An 18,848-nucleotide genomic window follows, 5' to 3' on the forward strand; every position below is an offset into this window, starting at 1 on the left:
CGCCCAGTTTATTTTTTATTTAAGCGCCAATCATAATCAGTGTAGCTGATTTTAGTCTTGCCACTTTTTAGATCAGCGGCTTGAGACTTGTTAAGACCCAAAGATGAACTATAACGACCTAAAAAACCCTCTAAGTTATTAGTACCACGCCAATTTGTCGCGAAGTCTTCTTTGTACCATTTAAAAATTGGCGAGACCTCAAGCGTGCTGCCTTTAAGACGATTACGACTACTATCGGCTAAGAATTTACTGGTCACTTGCTCTAGCTGCTTGTCTAATTTGTTGCCTGTGAAAGCATCATCCAACAGGGCTGGGCAGCCAATGCTCGCACAATTAACCGCAAAGTGAATACGCGGATCGTTATAACGCTTGGAGCCGCGAATCAGATTATGTTCAATATCATCCAGCGAGCGTGTTTTACCCAATAATGGAATAAAATCCTGCTTCCAAGGCGAGCTTAATAATGATCCAATATCTTTAATCGACTTGATATTTGGATATTTAGTGAGCACCAACTCTACCGTAGCCGCGTTGTAGACATTAATTAAAAATGCTAATTGCTCATCTTTATTCCAACGATTGAATTCAGACTGAGTCACTTTACTAGTGGCACTCAGATAGCTTGACAGCTTACTCTTATCCGCCTGCATACCAGCATAATCCACCACTGACGCCTTACCAGCACTAGTCATGGTCACATGTTTGTCTAGCAACGCATCCCAACTGCTGTGATTAAAGTCAGCATAGGCCACTGCGCTTGATAACAAGATAGTGGTAGCAATAGCCATCTTGACTATTAAGTTATTGAATAACGACATCGTATTAACTCCGTTGAAATTGATAAGTGTTTACCTATGCTAATTTTATGTACTTTAATTTTGTGGACTATAACAAAGCTAAATAGCTGACTCTTCTAAAATTCCACCGCAGCTGCTGCCTTGTCCTGCCGTACAACCATAACAGTGATCTGCAATGGCAATATCATCACCAGCAGGATTCTGCATTAATAAATCTCGTAGATGCCGACGGGATTTGTTTGGTACCGGAATCTTTAGCTGCTGATTAAAATCGCAATCAAACAACTCTCCTAACCAATTGACACTAATGGTCGAGCGGCACATAACTTCGGTTAAGTTAGCAGCCACATAATTGGCTTTGAGCAGATCCATATAGGGATGGAATTCGTTTTTAGCTAATAGCACCGCACCAAAGCGCTGAATAGGCATATTGGTTAAGGCAAACAGCTGATTAAACTCAATATCGAAGTGCGCTTTCAACTCGTGCTTATAGTCAGCTTCTAGCTGCTGCTGATTGGGCGGTAGCGTTGCACCTTGCGGGTTATAAACAAGATTCAACGTTAAATTAGAGTCAGCTTTATTATCGCTTTTTCCGTAACCCAAGGCATTAAGCTTATGCAATCCTAAAATACTGTCATCAAAAGCCCCTTTACCGCGCTGCTTGTCTACATTTTCTAACGAGTAACAAGGTAGCGAGGCGACGACTTCAACCTCATTATCCGCTAAAAACTGCGCCATATCTTCATAACCTTCTTCCATCAGAATCGTCAAATTACAGCGATCAATCACTTTTACACCCAACGCTCGTGCTGCTTTGACCAAGTGCTTAAAGTCTTCGTGCATCTCAGGCGCGCCACCGGTCAAATCTAGCGTATCGATATTTTGTGCTTGGAGGACTTGTGGAATCAGATCAACTAGCTCACGTGACATCATCTCCGTACGGTACGGACTGGCTGCGACATGACAATGCACACAGGACATGTTGCATAAGTAGCCCATATTAACTTGCAGGACTTTGAGCTTCTGTCTTTTAATATTAGGAAAATCAGTATCTTCGAGTAGTTCAATGGTAGATTTCATAATGGTATAGAATCCAGTTGTTGGCCCTCTTTAGCGTAAGGAAATATAACTAAAACTTTGACTTAAGCAATATTTATCTTATAAGTGTGCTATCAAAATAAAGTTAATCTAATTAATAATACCTTATTTTTCTCTCATATTTTTATTAATATTAACTATTTAACTGGTTATTCCATATCAGCACTAAATTTTATTGGGTGCTACGAGACGTTCATCGGATATATAAAGACGATATAAATAGCCAAATAATATTGACCGCATCTGGCTTTATAGTTAGATTGGTTGCAGCCATAATTTGTTGAATGATGAATTTATCCTAAATAAATGTGATAAAACATTGATTTTGTAGCTTATCGATATAATAAAGTGCTATTAAAGACAGGTTATCTAGAATGATATGATTATAATATGCACCCTAGAGCGCGTTAAATAATCAAAAAGGATAAGACGGTTATAAGCGTAGACTCCAACACAATACAACAGGCCATACGTTTTAAACCCATAACTATTTAAGGATTCGCTTATGAGTACTTTTGAACAAATTACTTCTTCTGATAATACCCATTATTTGCATCATACATTTTTTGAGCCAACAGACGGCGAGGTTAAGGCGACCTTGCTAATCGTACACGGCATGGCAGAGCACAGTGGTCGCTATGCAGAATTTGCGCAATTCTTAGCCGACAATGGTATTGCAGTCGCTACTTATGATCAGCTCGGTCATGGACGTACCATTAAAACACCAGAAGAGTTGGGGTTTTTCGGTAATGAGCACCCTGCACAATCATTATTAAAAGATGTCATCGTTATGGCGAATACTTTAAAAAATCGTCATCCTGATGTGCCGCACTTCGTTATGGGTCACTCGATGGGTTCATTTATCGTGCGCACCGTACTTAAGCATCATGCTCAAGATTTTACTGGAGCCATTCTGATGGGCACCGCAAATGCGAATCCACTAGTAAAAATCCTGCTTCCGTTAAACACTATTCTTGCAAAAACAGCCCCAAAAAAGCCAAATACCGTATTCGCCGAAATCATGAATAAGGTACTCAATGCTAAGCTTAATGAGCGTATTTCCCCCTCTCCATTTGCATGGTTAAGTGAAGACACTGCTAATATTGAAGCATATGAAGCTGACCCACTGACTGGTTTTGACTTTACTAACAATGGTTTTATGACGTTGTTTACGTTGATGCAGGCTGGATTGCATAAAGGCTGGGCATCTACTATCAACAAGGGCTTTCCGATGCTATTTGTCAGCGGCGAGAACGATCCTATCGGTAATATGGGTCGCGGCATTCGCGATATAATCAAAAACTTGCATAAGCAAGGCTTTAGCAATACTGATGCACGCTTACACCCTAACATGCGCCACGAGCCGCTACATGAGCAACACCACACCGTGGTTTATCATGATATTTTGCATTGGATACGTCATTTAAGTGCATAACAGTGGCTGACTCGGTTTGCTAAAACTCGCCAAATTAGCGACAATACGCTAAGCTACTTTTTTAGTATTAGTTGCCAGTCATATTTAGTTGCAGCTCATATTCAAATATAAAATCTATTTTCAATTACCTTCACCTATACCATCTCAAAAATTAGAGTAACGCGGAAAACGAGTGCAAGCCCTACAGCTAGTAGGCTAAACGAGTTTGACAAAGTTAAGCAGGTTTTTAGGTTTGGTATGATCACTTTTTAGGAACTTTTATGTCATTACAACAGACCATCGAACAAGCATTTGAAAAACGTAACGAATACAGCCCAAGCACTATGCCACAAGACGTACGCGACGCCATTAATGAAGTGCTTGAAAAACTAGACAACGGTAGCTTGCGCGTTGCTGAAAAGAAAGATGGCGAATGGGTTGTCAATCAGTGGGCCAAAAAAGCAGTTTTGCTATCGTTCCGCCTTAATGACAACTATGTCATGCCAGCTGGCGAGCATGTGCAGTTCTATGACAAAGTACCAACTAAGTTTGCTGATTGGACCGAAGCTCAGTTTAAAGAAGCCGGCGTACGTGTCGTACCACCAGCGGTTGCCCGTAAAGGCTCATATATCGCAGCAGGCGCAGTGTTAATGCCATCGTATGTCAATATCGGTGCTTATGTCGATCAAGGCGCCATGGTAGATACATGGGCGACTGTTGGTTCATGTGCTCAAATTGGTAAAAACGTGCATCTATCAGGTGGCGTGGGTATCGGCGGCGTACTTGAGCCACTACAAGCCAACCCTACTATTATTGAAGACAATTGCTTCATCGGTGCACGTTCTGAAATCGTTGAAGGCGTGATCGTAGAAGAAGGAGCAGTTATCTCTATGGGCGTCTATATCGGTCAGTCTACGCGCATTTATGACCGTGAAACGGGTGAGATTCATCGTGGTCGCGTACCAGCAGGCTCAGTTGTCGTACCAGGCAGCTTGCCTTCTGAAGACGGCACGCATAGCTTATATGCTGCTATCATTGTGAAAAAAGTGGATGCGCAGACACGTGCTAAAACTTCAGTGAATGAGTTATTACGCTTAGCATAAACGAATCACCTTTAAATAACTTTTATATCATTTCAGCTGTTATTTAATTGTGAGCGTTGTACTCAGTTTAATGAAAAGCCGACTTGTCCTAAGTCGGCTTTTTTCTGAGTGCTTGGCAATTGGAACAGTTCTATACTGTTCATTTTCAGACTGCTTATCAAAGGAACTGATATGATTAACCGTCACTACGCCATTATTGGTGGAGGCATTAACGGACTCTCTGTGGCACGGCAATTACTTTTGGATTTTCCAGAATCTGGAGTCACGGTGTTTGAAAAAGAAGGCGATGTCGCCCAGCACCAGTCAAGTCATAACTCCGGTGTAGTACATGCTGGTCTTTATTATGAGCCGGGTGGTCTTAAAGCACGCTTATGTCGCCGAGGTGCTGAACTGGTCAAACAATACTGTTTAGAAAATAATATTGCTTATGATGAGTGCGGAAAAGTAGTAGTGGCATTAAATGTCGTTGAAGAAGCTAGGTTAGAGAGTATCTATCAAAAATCTATCGCCAATAAAGTGCCAAACGTTCGCATGCTAAATGGCGAAGAAATCAGAGAGGTTGAGCCCAATTGTATTGGTACTAAAGCTCTCTACTCTCCGCGTACCGCTATCGTAAGCTATGGAGATATTGCCATAGAAATGGCAAAAGAAATCAAGCAAAGAGGCGGCAATATTATCCTTGGGAAAAAGGTGATTCGTTTAACTGAAAAAAATAATAAAGTTATTGTCCATTTCTCAGGCCATCTTTCAGACAGTGACCAACACGATATTCATTTCGATCAGGTTATTGCTTGTGCTGGCCTGCAGTCTGATCGACTAGCCGCTCATTCAGGCGATATAGAAACTCCTAAAATAGTGCCATTTTTTGGTCAGTATTACGTGATTGATGAAGCTTACAAAGCACACGTTAAAGGTTTAATTTATCCTGTTCCCGACCCTAGCTATCCCTTTTTAGGCGTGCATTTTACCAAACGCATTGATGGTCAAATGACCATTGGGCCAAACGCATTTATCTCTTTTGGTCGTGAAAATTACAGCGGTAAAGATTATAATATCTCAGATATTTATGACTTTCTCACCTATAAAGGTTTTTGGAAGTTTTCGTCGAGAAACATGTCTGCGGCCGTGCGTGAGTTACGTACGGTACTAAGCCAAACGAACTTTGTCGAACAAGCCGCTAAATATGTTCCCTCTTTAGCAAATGTCTCAGTAACCCCCGCTACCAGAGGGATTCGTGCGCAAGCAATGGAGACTGACGGCTCTTTAGTCGATGATTTCGTTATTAGAAAACAGGGAAACATTACCCATATTCGTAATGCACCATCGCCAGGTGCAACGTCATCCTTAGCGATTGCCGAATATATCGTCAGAGAAGTCATGACGCATTCATAAATATAGTCAGTACAACATAAAATCGTTACGTTGGTGACCATGTTACGTTAATAGCCATGTACTGCATCTATTTTAAAGTAAATGAGCTATAGCATGATTAACAGTCTAATGAATTAGTCGTGAGCTTTTTTGCTACACTCCAGTATCTTTTTTTGCGGCTTAATAGGATAGCTTACGTTATAATCCTTTTATTATTAATAATATGACTGAGTTATAAGTTTATCTACCTTGTAAATCATCTTTTTATAAGCCCTCTTTTTTCGTCTTGATTGATACCTGTCTAAACATGTATCGACACTTAACTGTATTTGAAAATGTTATGAATGAGTCATCACTACGCAACCTTACTATTCCTGTCACTGATCCCGAAGCAGGACTTCGTATCACTGAAATTTTTTATTCTTTGCAAGGTGAAGCCTTAACTTCAGGCTTGCCGACGATATTTGTACGCCTGACTGGCTGTCCGCTACGCTGCGTCTATTGTGATACTGAATACGCTTTTAGTGGTGGCGAGCGTCAGGCGCTTGAAACCATTATGACTACGATTAAAGGTTATCCTTGCAAACGCATTTGTCTTACCGGTGGCGAGCCCTTAGCACAGCCTAATGCTATTGAACTTATGAAGCGCTTATTAGCCGATGATTATGAAATCTCCCTTGAAACAGCAGGTGCACTCACGGTAGAAAACGTCCCGCCAGTTGTCAGCAAAGTCATGGATCTTAAAACACCAAGCTCAGGTGAAGTTGATAAAAACCTATGGTCAAATCTTGATTATTTAACCCAACATGACCAGATTAAGTTTGTCATTATGAATCGTGAGGATTACGATTGGGCAAAGGTGAAACTGTTTGAGCATAAGCTTGATAAACTGGTCGGTACCGTTTGGTTTTCACCAATGTTCAATGTAGCAGATGATTTTGATGAAGAGGCCAGCCCTGAAGTGCCTGTACTGGCGCGAGAACTTGCAGAATGGATGTTAGCTGATGCGCTGCCTGTACGCTTTCAATTGCAATTACACAAAATCATCTGGGCGGATGCCAAAGGTAAATAGCCAATAATCAAAGCCTAATAGCTGCCCTGTCTTAGTAAAATTATAATAGTCAACCCACACACTTAAAAGCATATACCAGCCAGCTGTAAGGACACAGGAATGGTCAGATTAATTTTGTTAGGCCTACTGGCTGGTGCGTTTTTTAGCTCGACGTTTATTTTAAACGAGCTGATGAGTGCAGCCGGTGGTCATTGGTTTTGGTCGGCAAGTCTACGTTATATTTTTATGTGGCTTATCATTACCGTTATCATTACGATGCAATATGGTTTTGGTCGCATTAAAGAGCTGACCACTATTTTTTGTCAGCATTGGGGTTTTTGGTGTGTGACCGGAAGTATTGGCTTCGGGTTATTTTATACGGGCATCTGCTATGCCGCTGACCATGTCGCAGGTTGGGTCGTTGCGGCGACATTTATGTTCACTGTCGTCACCAGTTTGCTCGTGCTGTTGGCCTTTGGACAGCGCTTTGATAAAAAGTTTATTGGTTACGCGCTATTAGTATTTATCGGTGTGGTGCTAGTCAACGTCAGTGAAGGCCTACGTGCCGCTGCTGTAACAGATATCAATGCTGCGCCAATGGCAGAAATGCTACTCTACGGCGCGTTACCTGCGCTGATTGCCGCTTTTAGCTATCCCATTGGTAATCAATTAGTCTGGCAAGTCTCTTACAACGCGAAAAAAGCTAACGCTGATAAGCGTGATGCTGCGAAATATAAAACCTTAGCAGACGACGCTATTAAACAAAGTAGCGCCATTACCGTCCAATCTCAAACTACTCTCCAAACCCTGATTGCACGCATTCCTGCTATCGAAACCTCACTCTTGCAAAATGCTTTTAATAAAGTATGGCTAACGACTTTGGGTAGTTTGCCGTTTTGGTTACTTTCAGGCATTATAGTGCGGCCTGAATTGCCTGATACTTCACAACTATTTAATACTTTATTAGTAGCACTATTGGCAGGAGTAGCAGCGACCACTATCTTTCTGTATGCGCGTGGTCAAGCGCAAACGTCAAGTGAGGTTGCTGGGGTAGATTCGACCCAAGCCAGCGAGGTGATATTTGCTTTAATTGGCGGTATATTATTATTGAATAATGCGATACCCTCAGCGATGGGGCTCATTGGCATTGCACTGATTATGCTAGGATTGGTATTGTTTGCAAAAGATGGTTAAAAAACGCTTAAATCTTATCCGACCACTTAGCAAAAGTTATACCCGTTATCTAAGATAAGTTATTAGTATTAAATAATGCTCAAGTTAGAGCGTTCCATCAACTTTGATAGTGAGTGCTTGGTGATACAATCATGACTAATGATTTGATTTTTCCTGATATCTTACTCTATTTACTCGATATGGTTGGCGTGATTGCTTGTGCTATCGCCGGAACTTTGCTGGCTCAGCATAAAGGCTTTGATATCGCTGGCTGTATTCTCGTATCTATGGTCAATGCAATTGGCGGCGGTACGCTACGTGATATGGCATTGGATCGCCATCCTCTATTTTGGATGACCGATCTCAATTATGTGATTGTAATCACTGTGACTTCCTTAATTCTGCAAATCTTTTTTCATTTGTATCACAAGATTGATAACGCACTGAAGCTTTTTGACGCGATTGGCTTAGCAGCATTTAGCGTTATTGGCTTTAAAGTTGCATTAAACCAAGACATGTCACCGCTAATTGCAATTATGATGGGGGTCTGGACCGCTATCATTGGTGGTATGCTGCGCGATATTATTTGTAATGAGATACCGATGGTACTGCAGCGTGAGATTTATATCTCTGCAAGTATTGCCGGATCAGTGACTTATTTGCTGCTTGAAAATTTGGGCGTAAATGCAGGATTGAATGAATTTATCATGCTTGGCGTTATCTTTGCCGTGCGTATGCTAGCGTTGCGCTTTGATTGGCATCTGCCCTCTATTCGCTTGGTTGATTAGTTAATTAGAATAAATCTTGCATAATCTTAGAATCAAACTGCTCTGTTTTTCCTGTTGAACATACTGACTATTAGCAATCATACCTTTTAATAATTAAGAACTTAGTGAGAATCACCCATGTTGGCTATCGCCCTGGATCCCGCGGAATTGATTACCACTTTTGACCCACGCTCTTTGATATATCTGTTTGATATGATCGGCATTGTTGCTTGTAGTATTTCGGGTACGATATTAGCCAAACATAAAAACTTCGATGTATTTGGCTGCTTACTGGTATCGATAGTGACGGCAATCGGTGGTGGTACGGTACGTGATGTGATTTTGGATCGTCATCCGCTATTTTGGATGGTGGACATGAGTTACCTTACGGTCATCACTATCTCTTCATTAGCGATGCAGATATTCTTTCATCCCAATTCAAGACGGGTCGATAAGTTTTTAAAACTCTCTGATACGATTGGTCTATCAGCCTTTACCTTAATCGGGATCAAAGTTGCCGACAGTATGGGAACCAATGTCCCCGTAGCATTGTTACTGGGCGTCATTACGATTATTGTCGGTGGTATCATCCGCGATATGATCTGCAACGAGATTCCGTTAGTGCTCCAGCAGGAGATTTATATTACCGCAGCACTAACTGGTGGCATTCTCTACTTTGCGCTACACAACCTAGGCGTAGCTGAATGGGTTGCTGATATCTCTGCTATGAGTACTATCTTTACCTTAAGGATGCTTGCCATTCGTTATGACTGGCAGTTTCCGACACTCGAATGGAAGTATTAAAGCCTAGCAACTATTAATACAGCAACTGCCAATACAGCTAACGCCCTAGCTCACTTCTACAGTCTCTTTGACGAGCGCTAAATCTTTTACCATAAGCTGCAAACTTTGTTTACCATTCCATTCGTTGATGTCTAGCTGAAATAACAAGTGTACTTTTTCAGCTCGGTAATCCCAAGCGCTACTATCAAAGTTAAAATAAATCGCTTCAATCGGATACTGCACGTCAGGATAACGCAGTGACAGTTTAAGGTGCTTATCTTTTAAGACTTTAAAGCTCAGCACTTCAAATATGCCGTCAAATATCGGCGGCGCAAAGCCATGACCCCAAATACTGGCATTGGCTAAATGCTCAGCGAACCATAAGCTAAAGTCACCTGCTTGTAGTGGTCCATCGGTGAATTTCTGCTCGGCGAATACCTCATCATCCATCTCTGCCATGACTTCATTGAACGCTGTCACAAACGCTTCAAAGTTACGACGCTTGAGGGTCAAACCTGCCGCCATCGCATGACCACCAAAGTGAGTAATCAATTCAGGATAGCGCTCCGCTACTTGTTCAATCGCATCACGAATATGCACGCCAGCAATAGATCGTGCTGAGCCTTTGATTGCATCATCATCACCAGTACGCTCTGTATCAGCAGGTGCAAAGACGATGCTAGGCAAATAATGACTTTCTTTTAAGCGTCCGGCGACGATACCGATGACGCCTTGATGCCAATCATCCTGATATAAAATAATGCTGCGATTGCCATTGCTGACAGGTTTGTTTTTAGCAGAGCTATTATGTTTGGATTCATCATGAGGAATAATTTCATCATTGTTTGCGTCAAGATTGCTGTTATTAGAACTGCTATTCTCCAGATCGTTGTTTTCAAGATCGTTGTTTTCAAGATCATCATCAGCCGCCAATGTTTGCACAATGCTATCCGTTTGTGCGCGCATCTCGCCTTCTACATGACGACGGGTACGGTTTAGCTGCTCAAGCTCCTGCGCCAAACGTTGCGCGGTGCTCCAGTCTTCAGTCAATAAGCACTCAATACCGATGCGCATATTATCCATACGTCCAGCAGCATTGATACGCGGGCCTAAAACGAAACCAAAATCCTGCGCGTGTAATTGCTTGGGATCTCGACCCGCTTGCTCGAGCAATGCCAAGATACCTAAACAGCAGCGCCCTTGACGAATAGCGGTCAACCCATGATGCACTAAGATACGGTTGTTTTTATCAAGGACACCAACGTCTGCAATCGTGCCAAGCGCCACTAAGTCTAAATATTGACTGACTTGTACGGTGGACTTACCTGCTTCACGGCGCAGTTTTGCTAAACGTCCAAGTACATAAAACGCAACCCCAACCCCTACTAATGCCTTACTAGTAAAATCACAATCGAGCTGATTGGGATTGACCACAGCCTCTGCAGGTGGTGTCTCTTTAGTCGTCAAGTGATGGTCTGTGATAATAACGATAATGCCGTCAGCCTTCGCACGCGCTACACCTTCATGGCTTGAGATACCATTATCGACAGTAACTATCATATCTGGCTTGTAGGTTTCAATACCTAGCTCGACAATCTCTGGCGTCAGACCATAGCCATATTTGAAACGATCTGGTACTAAAAAATCAACGACCGCGCCCATCTTCGTGAGCGCACGCATCATCAGCGCGGTACTGGTCGCGCCATCACAGTCAAAGTCGCCAACGACAAGGATACGCTGACCTTCATCAATGGCCACGTCTAATAGACGCACTGCTTCGGTGACGCCATGTAGCATCTCAGCTGGCAGTAGACCAGACAATCCTGTCTCAAGCTCATCAGGCACAGTAATACCGCGACCTGCATACAGGCGAGCCAGAGTAAATGATTGAGCGGCAAGTGGTTGCAACGCAGTGGGCAACTCGTCGATGCGAGTGCTGGTATAACGGGGGGTTAAATTTAGCATGAGCGTATTCTACTGGCTTTGTTAGATGGTCACAACGGGAATTTATAGCGCTTCAGTCTATGGTACATGATGCATGGTTGCCCAAAATTGATTACGTTCGGCGCTTCGCGAACTTTCTACAGGTTAAATTTCTACTCAATACGGTGCGTTATTTACAAAAACTGTGCATAGTGACCTTATTTTTCTGCATTTTGATACAAAGCAATGATTGTAAGCCGTCTATAAATCCATAAAATGGTAACCATCTGAGATACTTGCTATCTGTTGAATTTTTGCTCTTTTGTTTTTTATCATTTATTCATCTATAAGGAAGCTTTATGAAAACCACTCCAGCAGCTGAAAAACTACCAAATACTATTGATCCAAATTTAGACTTAGAACAAGTAAAAAAAGACTGCCAAAAATTGGTCAAAAAACGCGCCAAATATTCAGCTGGTGTCGCCGTCGTCCCTGTACCATTCTTTGATGTCGCGGTTGATGCAGGTATGCTTACCCAGCTACTACCTCAAATTAGCGAACGCTTTGGCCTGATTGAAGGTCGTGAATCAGCAGTCGATTTAGAGTCGCGTGCTGTACATTGGGGTGCTTTAAAAGATCGTACTGTCGATTTCGCTGGTCTCATGGCGACACGCGGTATTGTCAAAAAGACTGTACAAGGCTTTGGTGGTCGTATCGCTGCCAAGCAAGTAACTAAGTTTATTCCTCTTGGTGGTCAAATGGTTGCAGCTACCATGGGCTATATGATTTTCAAAAAAATCGCGAATGACCATATTAATGAATGTTATAAACTAGCGAAAGACATTCAGAAAAAACAACATGGTAAAAATGTCTAAAATTATTAGATAAGCGCATAAAAATAAAACCAGCTAAGATAATTTGTCTTAGCTGGTTTTTTAATGGTAATTAAAGTATTTGTAAGCTCAATAGCATTTATAATCTCTATAATAGTACAGCATGCATTCAGAAAATATTGATAAAACAGACCTTATCCAAGATTAAAACTCATACTGCAAACCCAGTTGTACTGAACTGTCTCTATTGTCACGTGCAAAGGTGGTGTCCCCGTTTAGATAAGCATAAACGTTCTTGTGAACTTTGCTACTGACACCAAGGTCAAAACGTCCGTAATTATCATCATTATCTTGAGTAATTCTAACCTCTCTCTTTTGACCATCAGCTAAAGCAGTCGCTGATAAATTAGCTATCAAGCCATCTTCAATGACATGCACGTAGGCAAGCTTGCTTTGTAACTTGACGGGCGTATCCGCCACATTGAAACGATACTGTAATTGGTAACCAAGCTCTGAATCCCACGCATCATTAGAGATATCGTCAACATTGAGAGCAGTACGAGAGTTAGCGTTGCCACTGGTATAACCATCGATGTCGATCTGGCTATAGTTGAGATCTAAATAAGCGCCATGGGCGACATTTTTATTAATAATAAAATTATAACCCAATTCATTGTGTGCGCTAAACACATCAGCATCAACGCTACCACGCTCATTATTATTGATGATATTGATACCATCATTCCCATCCAATCTTACCGTTCTATTGGTATCTAAATCATGTTGAGACAGGCTCAAAGACGTGGTATTCCACCAAGGTGTGTTTTTGCCACCCAGTAAAGAGTAAGCTTGAACACCATAGCTCGTGTCTTTTTTGATGCTATTTTCCATACTCTTATTGTCTTGATTGGCAGCCAGCAAGCCTGCACCCACTCGCCAATTGGGCTGTAGAGTGTATTCGCCATATAGACCAATCTGTGCCCGTCTGCCCTTTTCCATACCCTCAGTATCTATATAACTTTGAGAGCCATCAACCCAGACATGAGTACTCGAATCAGAATCGAGAGATGCAGGTTGATCAATAGCGTTTAAAGCGAGAAAATTGGCCCGCTCAAACACTGGTGAATGTGAATCAGTAGCGTTGTTTTTTAAATGCTCGCTCATCGTATTTTGCAGATTAATAGCACTCTTCATCGATTGCACGATGTCTGCATTGGTTTGCTCAACGATTAATCGAGTAATAATACGAGAGTAATCACCCATTCTTTGAGCAATACGCGCCTCACCAAAGGCATCTACCAGCACCTCTTCATTGTCTAATGCAGGATTGTGCCACGTATAACCATCTGGAATTTTTGGATTGTCAGTCTGCGTATAACCATCATAATAAGGCCCCAAGCTCCAATTTGTCGCTTCAAATGCGACTACCGGCATAACACTATCGAAAGACTCTTGGTCACTACAGCAACCGACACCATAAGGCTCGTATGGCTCAGTTTCACCTGGTGGAATAATGGCTGGGTTAACTTGGAAGTCAATGCCCAGCTCTTTTGCAATACGAAGCGCATTTTCACGCAAGCTCACATTAGCAGCCACTTCTTGACCGTTATCGTCATACGCGTTTCGACCTGCATTGGCATACATAATGTCGCCAGTGATTAAGCTGTCTAAATTAACCATACCTAGCGCATTTGATTTTTCTGCTGCGCTCAATGCCTCAACGAAAGCTTTTGAGCCGTTAAGCCCGCCTTCTTCAGCACCAAACGCGACGAGTTGAACGTCATGCTCGGCTTCGATACCATTCAAATTTCTGACCAGTTCTGACAATACTCCAGCGCCAGAAGCATTGTCATCCAAGGCTTGCAAGTTTTGGTAGTTTGGATAGGCTACAGCAGAGTCGTAATGCGCCCCTATAAATAACGTTCTGTCGGTATCAGCCGTTCCTGATTGAGTCACCACTACATTATTACTAGTGAGCTGCTGGTCTTTGAATAATCCATACGGAGCGATAAAATCAAAATTCCGAAGATCAACTTGATTGTTACTGCCATCGATAGTCATACGTTGTTGCATATAATTGGCAGCTTGTGATTCTGTATCAGAGCCTGTATATCTTCCAGAGTAGTTACGAGCAAGTGTTAACGCTGTCTCTGTGCCATAAGCCCCATATTCAGCGTCCGCCCATGTCTGTGTCCCTGTCAATGCGGTTAGCACTGCAACCACTGACAAAGTAAGTTGTGATAATTTAATAGCCATTGCACCGCTCCTTGGTTGAGACATATTTCACATTCGACCATAGCACTGACATTAATGGCAGAGCCTATCTATGAATGTTCAACACGCCCTAAATAAATGTGACTAATAATAAAAATTAATTAAAAACAACATCATTTACAAGCTATAAAAATCTCAGGTTTGGAGGTTTATTTGCTATAGTCCGTTAAGCTACAAACACAACTGAAAACATTGAAGGGAAAACCATGAAAAAAATCTTAGTTTCAACCGTTATGCTTGCTACCTTCGCCCTAGCTGGATGTACAACCACAGGTGGCGTAAATACTAATGCGGGCACTGCGATGGGTACAGCGAACGAAATCGGTATGAACGTATTCAAGGCAGCTATTGATAACCAATGCCGCAGTCAGATTGAAAATCAAAGTGCTTGGCGTATTGCCAGCGCTGCCATGACTGAGACACAAGAAGAAGCGGTAAAAAGTAAAGTTTGTGGTTGTGTGAGTGAGCAAGCACCTCAACAAGTTACTATTGTTGAGTTGGGTAACGCTGCTATAGATTCAGCATACCGTACACAGTTAGTGGCAAAAGTCGTCGCCAAATCGTTGCAGAGCTGCTACGGCAGTATTGTTAAATAAGAAGCATCACTAAACAACGATTTTGCTCAGAAAAAGACGCTAATAAAGGGTGCGTTGGTGAATCTTGACGCACCCTACTCCCTATTATGTACAATACACTGCGTAAAACCGTACAACACACTGCCTAACACCCTAAATATAGCCATTATCAAAAGAAAATACCTGAGGTCAAAAGACTTAATTTTTATTTGTTATAGATTAACTTGGCTACAAAGGGGCTGCTAGAGGCAGAATTTTGTTACGAAAATATTTGGATTTACCATCAAGAACTTTATCAACTTCTTTGATTAAATCTTGGATGATGTCGTCGTAAATGCCATGATTTAACTCTTTTTCAAAAGGCGTATATGGATGTTTACGAGCTGCTGATCTCACTTCAGTTACACCTTGCTTGGTATAAAAGATATCGACTCGACCATCACTATTTAATACGCAATTTAACTCTCCATTCTCAATCACCAGCTCTACACGTTCAGGCATGAAAATATAATCATCCACATCAATTAGCTTTTTTTCTACTTCTCGTTTTAAAAACGACTTAATATCAAACATAGATATATCCCTAACGTTTAAATTTTTATAAAATCAATCTAAAATAACTTTCACACAAGTTTGCTTATAATACAGACTCGCTACTACCTACCTTCAATTGAATACAACAGACGTACAACCTTTAAAATCTATCACTTTATCTATCATGAGTTTTATATAGATTATTATACTTAAATTCATAAAGTATCCGTTTCGTTATCCTTTAGAGTCCACCAACTATAAGGCTAATCATTGATTGACCCAGCATTTGTTCAAATCTTTGATAAATAAAGCTTTATCTAACTATTTTATAAGAGACAACGCTTTTTTTTAAGATAGGAAATGTAAAACTGCGTGTGCTGTTAGTAAGATCAGGGATAATTGTTAATAGTGGTATCAGAGTCACTAAAAAATGGCATTACTATGTAGGAAAAGGAAATATAGAACAACATAATAGCGGATGGTAGGATTAGCGCCATTATTACACTCCAATAAAAAAGGTGAGCTGCAAATTATGCGACTCACCTTTTTTAGTGTTAATTTTAGTGCTAATTAATCTCTTGTACATCATCAATCACACCCAGCCTTTCTCACGAAATGACTTTAACACTTTAATGAACACTGCCATCTCATCGGGTGTACCGAGTGTTAAGCGACTAAAACCTTCAATTGGTGGAAACTCGCGTCCGACCACAATGCCATGTTCTCGCATTCTGTCCATGTAGGCTTTTACATTGCCTTTGACTTCATGAAAAATAAAGTTGGCTTGTGAAGGCAAATGACGCAGACCCAATTCGTCTAACGTCGCTTCAACCATTTCACGTGATTGATTAGTGATACTTAAGCTACGCGCCAAAAAATCTTCGTCATCTAGGGTCGCGAGGACGGCCACTGCACCTGACAAATTGGTATTGTCTATGGACATGAAAGCTTCGATAGCAGCGGTCGTTTGCGGATTAGCAATCGCATAGCCCATGCGCATACCTGCCAGCGCACATAGCTTTGAGAAAGTACGAACGACGATCAAGTTGTCTGATAATTCCTGCTTTACCCACTCAACCCCACTCTCAAAACTTGGGTCTGTAATATATTCTGAATAAGCTTGATCTAATAGAAAGTAGTGATTCGCTGGGGCCTCTTTTATCCAAGCTCTCAGCTTATCCGTTGCGGTGATGGTTGCCGTTGGATTGTTAGGATTGCAAAGATAAAACAAGCTAATGCCATCGAATTCGTTGGCTGCTTTTTGCAGGCTGTCAAAATCCAAATCGTAACTGTCAGGCGTGAGTGGCACTTTTACGACAGACTCACCGATAGAGAGTGCATACAATTCTGCATAAGCAAAAGTAGGATCAGGCACGATGACTTGGAATTGCTTACCTGCTTTTAAAGCTTTGGTTTGTAGCATTTGCACGACGGCTCGGATATTTTCGCTGGAGCCGTTACCTAGCGACACTTCACTTTCTGTCACGCCGTTTATTTCTGCAATTTTGCTAATGAGGGCTGCGCGTTGATCGTCTGGATAACGAAACCCGATATCAAAAGATTGTAGGATAGCTTGCTTGGCAGATTCTGCCATGCCTAGTGAGTTTTCGTTAGAGTTTAACTCTAGTAAGTTATGAGTATGCACAATGGATAATAGACCTAATTTGGAAGTGAATGATGGAGTGAATGGGTGCCATATTAAGTGGCATTGAATTTGATTACAAGGGGGTCTCATAAACAAACATGAGATACTTTTTTGGTAGTAATTTTTACAGGCAAAAAGACCATTTTTAATCTTGAGCACACCATAAAAAAGGTGAGATGCAACATATGCAACTCACCTTTCTCAATATTGATTAGTCCTGTTTAGCTCACTAATCTTTTAAAGTACCAATCACACCCAACCTTTTTCACGAAATGACTTTAGTACTTTGATAAATATTTCCATCTCATCAGGCGTGCCAAGCGTTAGGCGGTTGAACCCCGTGACAGGTGAAAACTCGCGACCGACCTTAATACCACTGTCTCGCATTCTAGCGATGTAGGTTTTTAAATCACCTTTGATTTCATGAAAAATAAAATTGGTTTGGGATGGCAAGTAGCGAAGTCCAAGCTCGTCTAATACGGTTTCAATCATCTGGCGCGACTGATTGGTCGTGCGCAAACTTAACTCTAAAAATTCTGCATCATTTAACGTCGCAATGGCGGCGACCGCACCTGATAAGTTGGTGTTATCCATAGACATAAACGCTTCAACAGCTTCAATGGCTTGCGGATTAGAAATTGCATAGCCCACTCGCATACCAGCCAAGGCACATAACTTTGAGAAAGTATGAATCACAATAAGATTGTCTGATAATCCTTGTTTTACCCACTCAACCCCACTCTCAAAGCTTGGGTCATTCACGTATTCTAAGTAAGCTTGATCTAATAAAAAGTAGTGGTTGCCTGGTGAGTTACCTATCCATGTTTTAAGCTGTTTCGTTGATGTAATGGTTCCGGTTGGATTATTAGGATTGCAAAGATAAAGTAAACTAATCCCGTCAAACTCGTCGGCAGCTTTTTGCAGACGTTGAAGATCTAGGTCATAGTTTTCGGCAGTTAATGGTATCTTGACTACGGACGCCCCAATGGAGTTTGCATACATCTCTGCACAATCAAACGTTGGCACAGGGATTACCATCTGAAACTCTCTGCCCTCTTTGAATGCTTTATGTTGCAGCATTTGAATGGTAGCTCGCATATTTTCAGTCGAGCCATTGCCTAATGAGATTTGGTCTTCTGCCACACCATGAATGGTGGCAATTTTGCTAATGAGTGCAGCGCGTGGATTATCTGGATAACGAAAACCTTCACTTAAAGATTCTGTAACGGCTTTTTTGGCAGAATCTGACATGCCTAGCGAGTTTTCGTTTGCATTTAACTCTATCATTTTATTATTTTGCATGATGGACGATACGCCTAAATGTCAGTGGATAATAAGATCAAATTTAATCATTGATATCATATTAAGTGGCATTTGGTATGATTACAAGTTTTCTAAACCCCAAACTTTAGTTATTAATCCTATCCAACAAAAAGCTATCTTATTTCAAGCATTTAGCAGACCATAAAAAAGCGAGTCAACTTCGTAACTCGCCCTATTTTTAACG

The 18,848-nt window shown here is 41.5% G+C and carries 16 protein-coding genes; 9 read left to right on the forward strand and 7 right to left on the reverse strand.

Annotation, left to right across the window (positions count from 1 at the left end):
- Positions 1-8: 8 nt before the first annotated feature.
- Positions 9-818: a DUF547 domain-containing protein gene (locus AK825_RS09625; protein ID WP_068036684.1), complete on the reverse strand. Its 810-nt coding sequence runs from the start codon at positions 816-818 to the stop codon at positions 9-11.
- Between the two features lie 78 nt (positions 819-896).
- Positions 897-1,877 (reverse strand): arsenosugar biosynthesis radical SAM (seleno)protein ArsS, encoded by a 981-nt coding sequence (arsS, locus tag AK825_RS09630; protein WP_068036688.1) that lies wholly within the window; start codon positions 1,875-1,877, stop codon positions 897-899.
- 523 nt (positions 1,878-2,400) lie between these two features.
- Here arsS and AK825_RS09635 point away from each other — a divergent pair.
- The 7 genes from AK825_RS09635 to AK825_RS09665 all read left to right on the forward strand — a co-directional run bounded on the left by AK825_RS09635 (position 2,401) and on the right by AK825_RS09665 (position 9,578).
- A complete protein-coding gene (locus AK825_RS09635; protein ID WP_068036690.1) occupies positions 2,401-3,330 on the forward strand; it encodes an alpha/beta fold hydrolase in 930 nt (309 codons plus the stop codon).
- A 260-nt stretch (positions 3,331-3,590) separates the two neighbouring features.
- Complete coding sequence (gene dapD, locus AK825_RS09640; protein WP_068036694.1) at positions 3,591-4,412, forward strand: 2,3,4,5-tetrahydropyridine-2,6-dicarboxylate N-succinyltransferase; 822 nt, start codon at positions 3,591-3,593, stop codon at positions 4,410-4,412.
- Between the two features lie 171 nt (positions 4,413-4,583).
- Positions 4,584-5,804, forward strand: a complete 1,221-nt coding sequence (lhgO, locus tag AK825_RS09645) for an L-2-hydroxyglutarate oxidase (protein ID WP_068036698.1) — start codon at positions 4,584-4,586, stop codon at positions 5,802-5,804.
- Positions 5,805-6,123: 319 nt separating this feature from the next.
- Positions 6,124-6,855: a 7-carboxy-7-deazaguanine synthase QueE gene (queE, locus tag AK825_RS09650; RefSeq protein WP_068036700.1), complete on the forward strand. Its 732-nt coding sequence runs from the start codon at positions 6,124-6,126 to the stop codon at positions 6,853-6,855.
- A 99-nt stretch (positions 6,856-6,954) separates the two neighbouring features.
- Complete coding sequence (locus AK825_RS09655) at positions 6,955-8,028, forward strand: multidrug resistance efflux transporter family protein (RefSeq protein ID WP_068036703.1); 1,074 nt, start codon at positions 6,955-6,957, stop codon at positions 8,026-8,028.
- A 131-nt stretch (positions 8,029-8,159) separates the two neighbouring features.
- Positions 8,160-8,795: a trimeric intracellular cation channel family protein gene (locus AK825_RS09660; RefSeq protein WP_068036705.1), complete on the forward strand. Its 636-nt coding sequence runs from the start codon at positions 8,160-8,162 to the stop codon at positions 8,793-8,795.
- A 117-nt stretch (positions 8,796-8,912) separates the two neighbouring features.
- Positions 8,913-9,578 (forward strand): trimeric intracellular cation channel family protein, encoded by a 666-nt coding sequence (locus AK825_RS09665; protein WP_068036706.1) that lies wholly within the window; start codon positions 8,913-8,915, stop codon positions 9,576-9,578.
- A gap of 45 nt (positions 9,579-9,623) precedes the next feature.
- Here AK825_RS09665 and recJ read toward each other — a convergent pair whose 3' ends face one another.
- Positions 9,624-11,522: a single-stranded-DNA-specific exonuclease RecJ gene (gene recJ / locus AK825_RS09670; protein WP_068036711.1), complete on the reverse strand. Its 1,899-nt coding sequence runs from the start codon at positions 11,520-11,522 to the stop codon at positions 9,624-9,626.
- A gap of 317 nt (positions 11,523-11,839) precedes the next feature.
- Between recJ and AK825_RS09675 the strand changes: the two genes are divergently transcribed.
- A complete protein-coding gene (locus AK825_RS09675) occupies positions 11,840-12,355 on the forward strand; it encodes a hypothetical protein (protein ID WP_068036713.1) in 516 nt (171 codons plus the stop codon).
- A 162-nt stretch (positions 12,356-12,517) separates the two neighbouring features.
- On the opposite strand, the gene AK825_RS09680 is transcribed toward AK825_RS09675, so the two are convergent.
- Positions 12,518-14,569 carry an autotransporter domain-containing protein gene (locus tag AK825_RS09680; protein WP_068036714.1) on the reverse strand — a complete coding sequence of 684 codons (2,052 nt, stop codon included), beginning with the start codon at positions 14,567-14,569 and terminating at the stop codon, positions 12,518-12,520.
- Positions 14,570-14,793: 224 nt separating this feature from the next.
- On the opposite strand from AK825_RS09680, the gene AK825_RS09685 reads away from it, so the two are divergent.
- Positions 14,794-15,183, forward strand: coding sequence for a hypothetical protein (locus AK825_RS09685; protein WP_068036715.1), 390 nt, complete (start codon positions 14,794-14,796; stop codon positions 15,181-15,183).
- A gap of 207 nt (positions 15,184-15,390) precedes the next feature.
- Here AK825_RS09685 and AK825_RS09690 read toward each other — a convergent pair whose 3' ends face one another.
- From AK825_RS09690 to AK825_RS09700, 3 genes are all read right to left on the reverse strand, one after another.
- Positions 15,391-15,735: a hypothetical protein gene (locus tag AK825_RS09690; protein ID WP_068036716.1), complete on the reverse strand. Its 345-nt coding sequence runs from the start codon at positions 15,733-15,735 to the stop codon at positions 15,391-15,393.
- Positions 15,736-16,288: 553 nt separating this feature from the next.
- Positions 16,289-17,341 carry a histidinol-phosphate transaminase gene (locus AK825_RS09695; protein WP_227514048.1) on the reverse strand — a complete coding sequence of 351 codons (1,053 nt, stop codon included), beginning with the start codon at positions 17,339-17,341 and terminating at the stop codon, positions 16,289-16,291.
- 249 nt (positions 17,342-17,590) lie between these two features.
- Complete coding sequence (locus tag AK825_RS09700; RefSeq protein ID WP_068036720.1) at positions 17,591-18,643, reverse strand: histidinol-phosphate transaminase; 1,053 nt, start codon at positions 18,641-18,643, stop codon at positions 17,591-17,593.
- Positions 18,644-18,848 lie beyond the last annotated feature (205 nt).

It is taken from the genome of Psychrobacter sp. P11G5 (genome assembly GCF_001593305.1).
Lineage (GTDB): Bacteria > Pseudomonadota > Gammaproteobacteria > Pseudomonadales > Moraxellaceae > Psychrobacter.

Excerpts from the sequence above, each read along its gene's own strand:
- AK825_RS09625 (WP_068036684.1), bottom strand. The coding sequence starts at position 818 with ATGTCGTTATTCAATAACTTAATAGTCAAGATGGCTATTGCTACCACT.
- arsS (WP_068036688.1), bottom strand. The coding sequence starts at position 1,877 with ATGAAATCTACCATTGAACTACTCGAAGATACTGATTTTCCTAATATT.
- AK825_RS09635 (WP_068036690.1), top strand. The coding sequence starts at position 2,401 with ATGAGTACTTTTGAACAAATTACTTCTTCTGATAATACCCATTATTTG.
- dapD (WP_068036694.1), top strand. The coding sequence starts at position 3,591 with ATGTCATTACAACAGACCATCGAACAAGCATTTGAAAAACGTAACGAA.
- lhgO (WP_068036698.1), top strand. The coding sequence starts at position 4,584 with ATGATTAACCGTCACTACGCCATTATTGGTGGAGGCATTAACGGACTC.
- queE (WP_068036700.1), top strand. The coding sequence starts at position 6,124 with ATGAATGAGTCATCACTACGCAACCTTACTATTCCTGTCACTGATCCC.
- AK825_RS09655 (WP_068036703.1), top strand. The coding sequence starts at position 6,955 with ATGGTCAGATTAATTTTGTTAGGCCTACTGGCTGGTGCGTTTTTTAGC.
- AK825_RS09660 (WP_068036705.1), top strand. The coding sequence starts at position 8,160 with ATGACTAATGATTTGATTTTTCCTGATATCTTACTCTATTTACTCGAT.
- AK825_RS09665 (WP_068036706.1), top strand. The coding sequence starts at position 8,913 with ATGTTGGCTATCGCCCTGGATCCCGCGGAATTGATTACCACTTTTGAC.
- recJ (WP_068036711.1), bottom strand. The coding sequence starts at position 11,522 with ATGCTAAATTTAACCCCCCGTTATACCAGCACTCGCATCGACGAGTTG.
- AK825_RS09675 (WP_068036713.1), top strand. The coding sequence starts at position 11,840 with ATGAAAACCACTCCAGCAGCTGAAAAACTACCAAATACTATTGATCCA.
- AK825_RS09680 (WP_068036714.1), bottom strand. The coding sequence starts at position 14,569 with ATGGCTATTAAATTATCACAACTTACTTTGTCAGTGGTTGCAGTGCTA.
- AK825_RS09685 (WP_068036715.1), top strand. The coding sequence starts at position 14,794 with ATGAAAAAAATCTTAGTTTCAACCGTTATGCTTGCTACCTTCGCCCTA.
- AK825_RS09690 (WP_068036716.1), bottom strand. The coding sequence starts at position 15,735 with ATGTTTGATATTAAGTCGTTTTTAAAACGAGAAGTAGAAAAAAAGCTA.
- AK825_RS09700 (WP_068036720.1), bottom strand. The coding sequence starts at position 18,643 with ATGCAAAATAATAAAATGATAGAGTTAAATGCAAACGAAAACTCGCTA.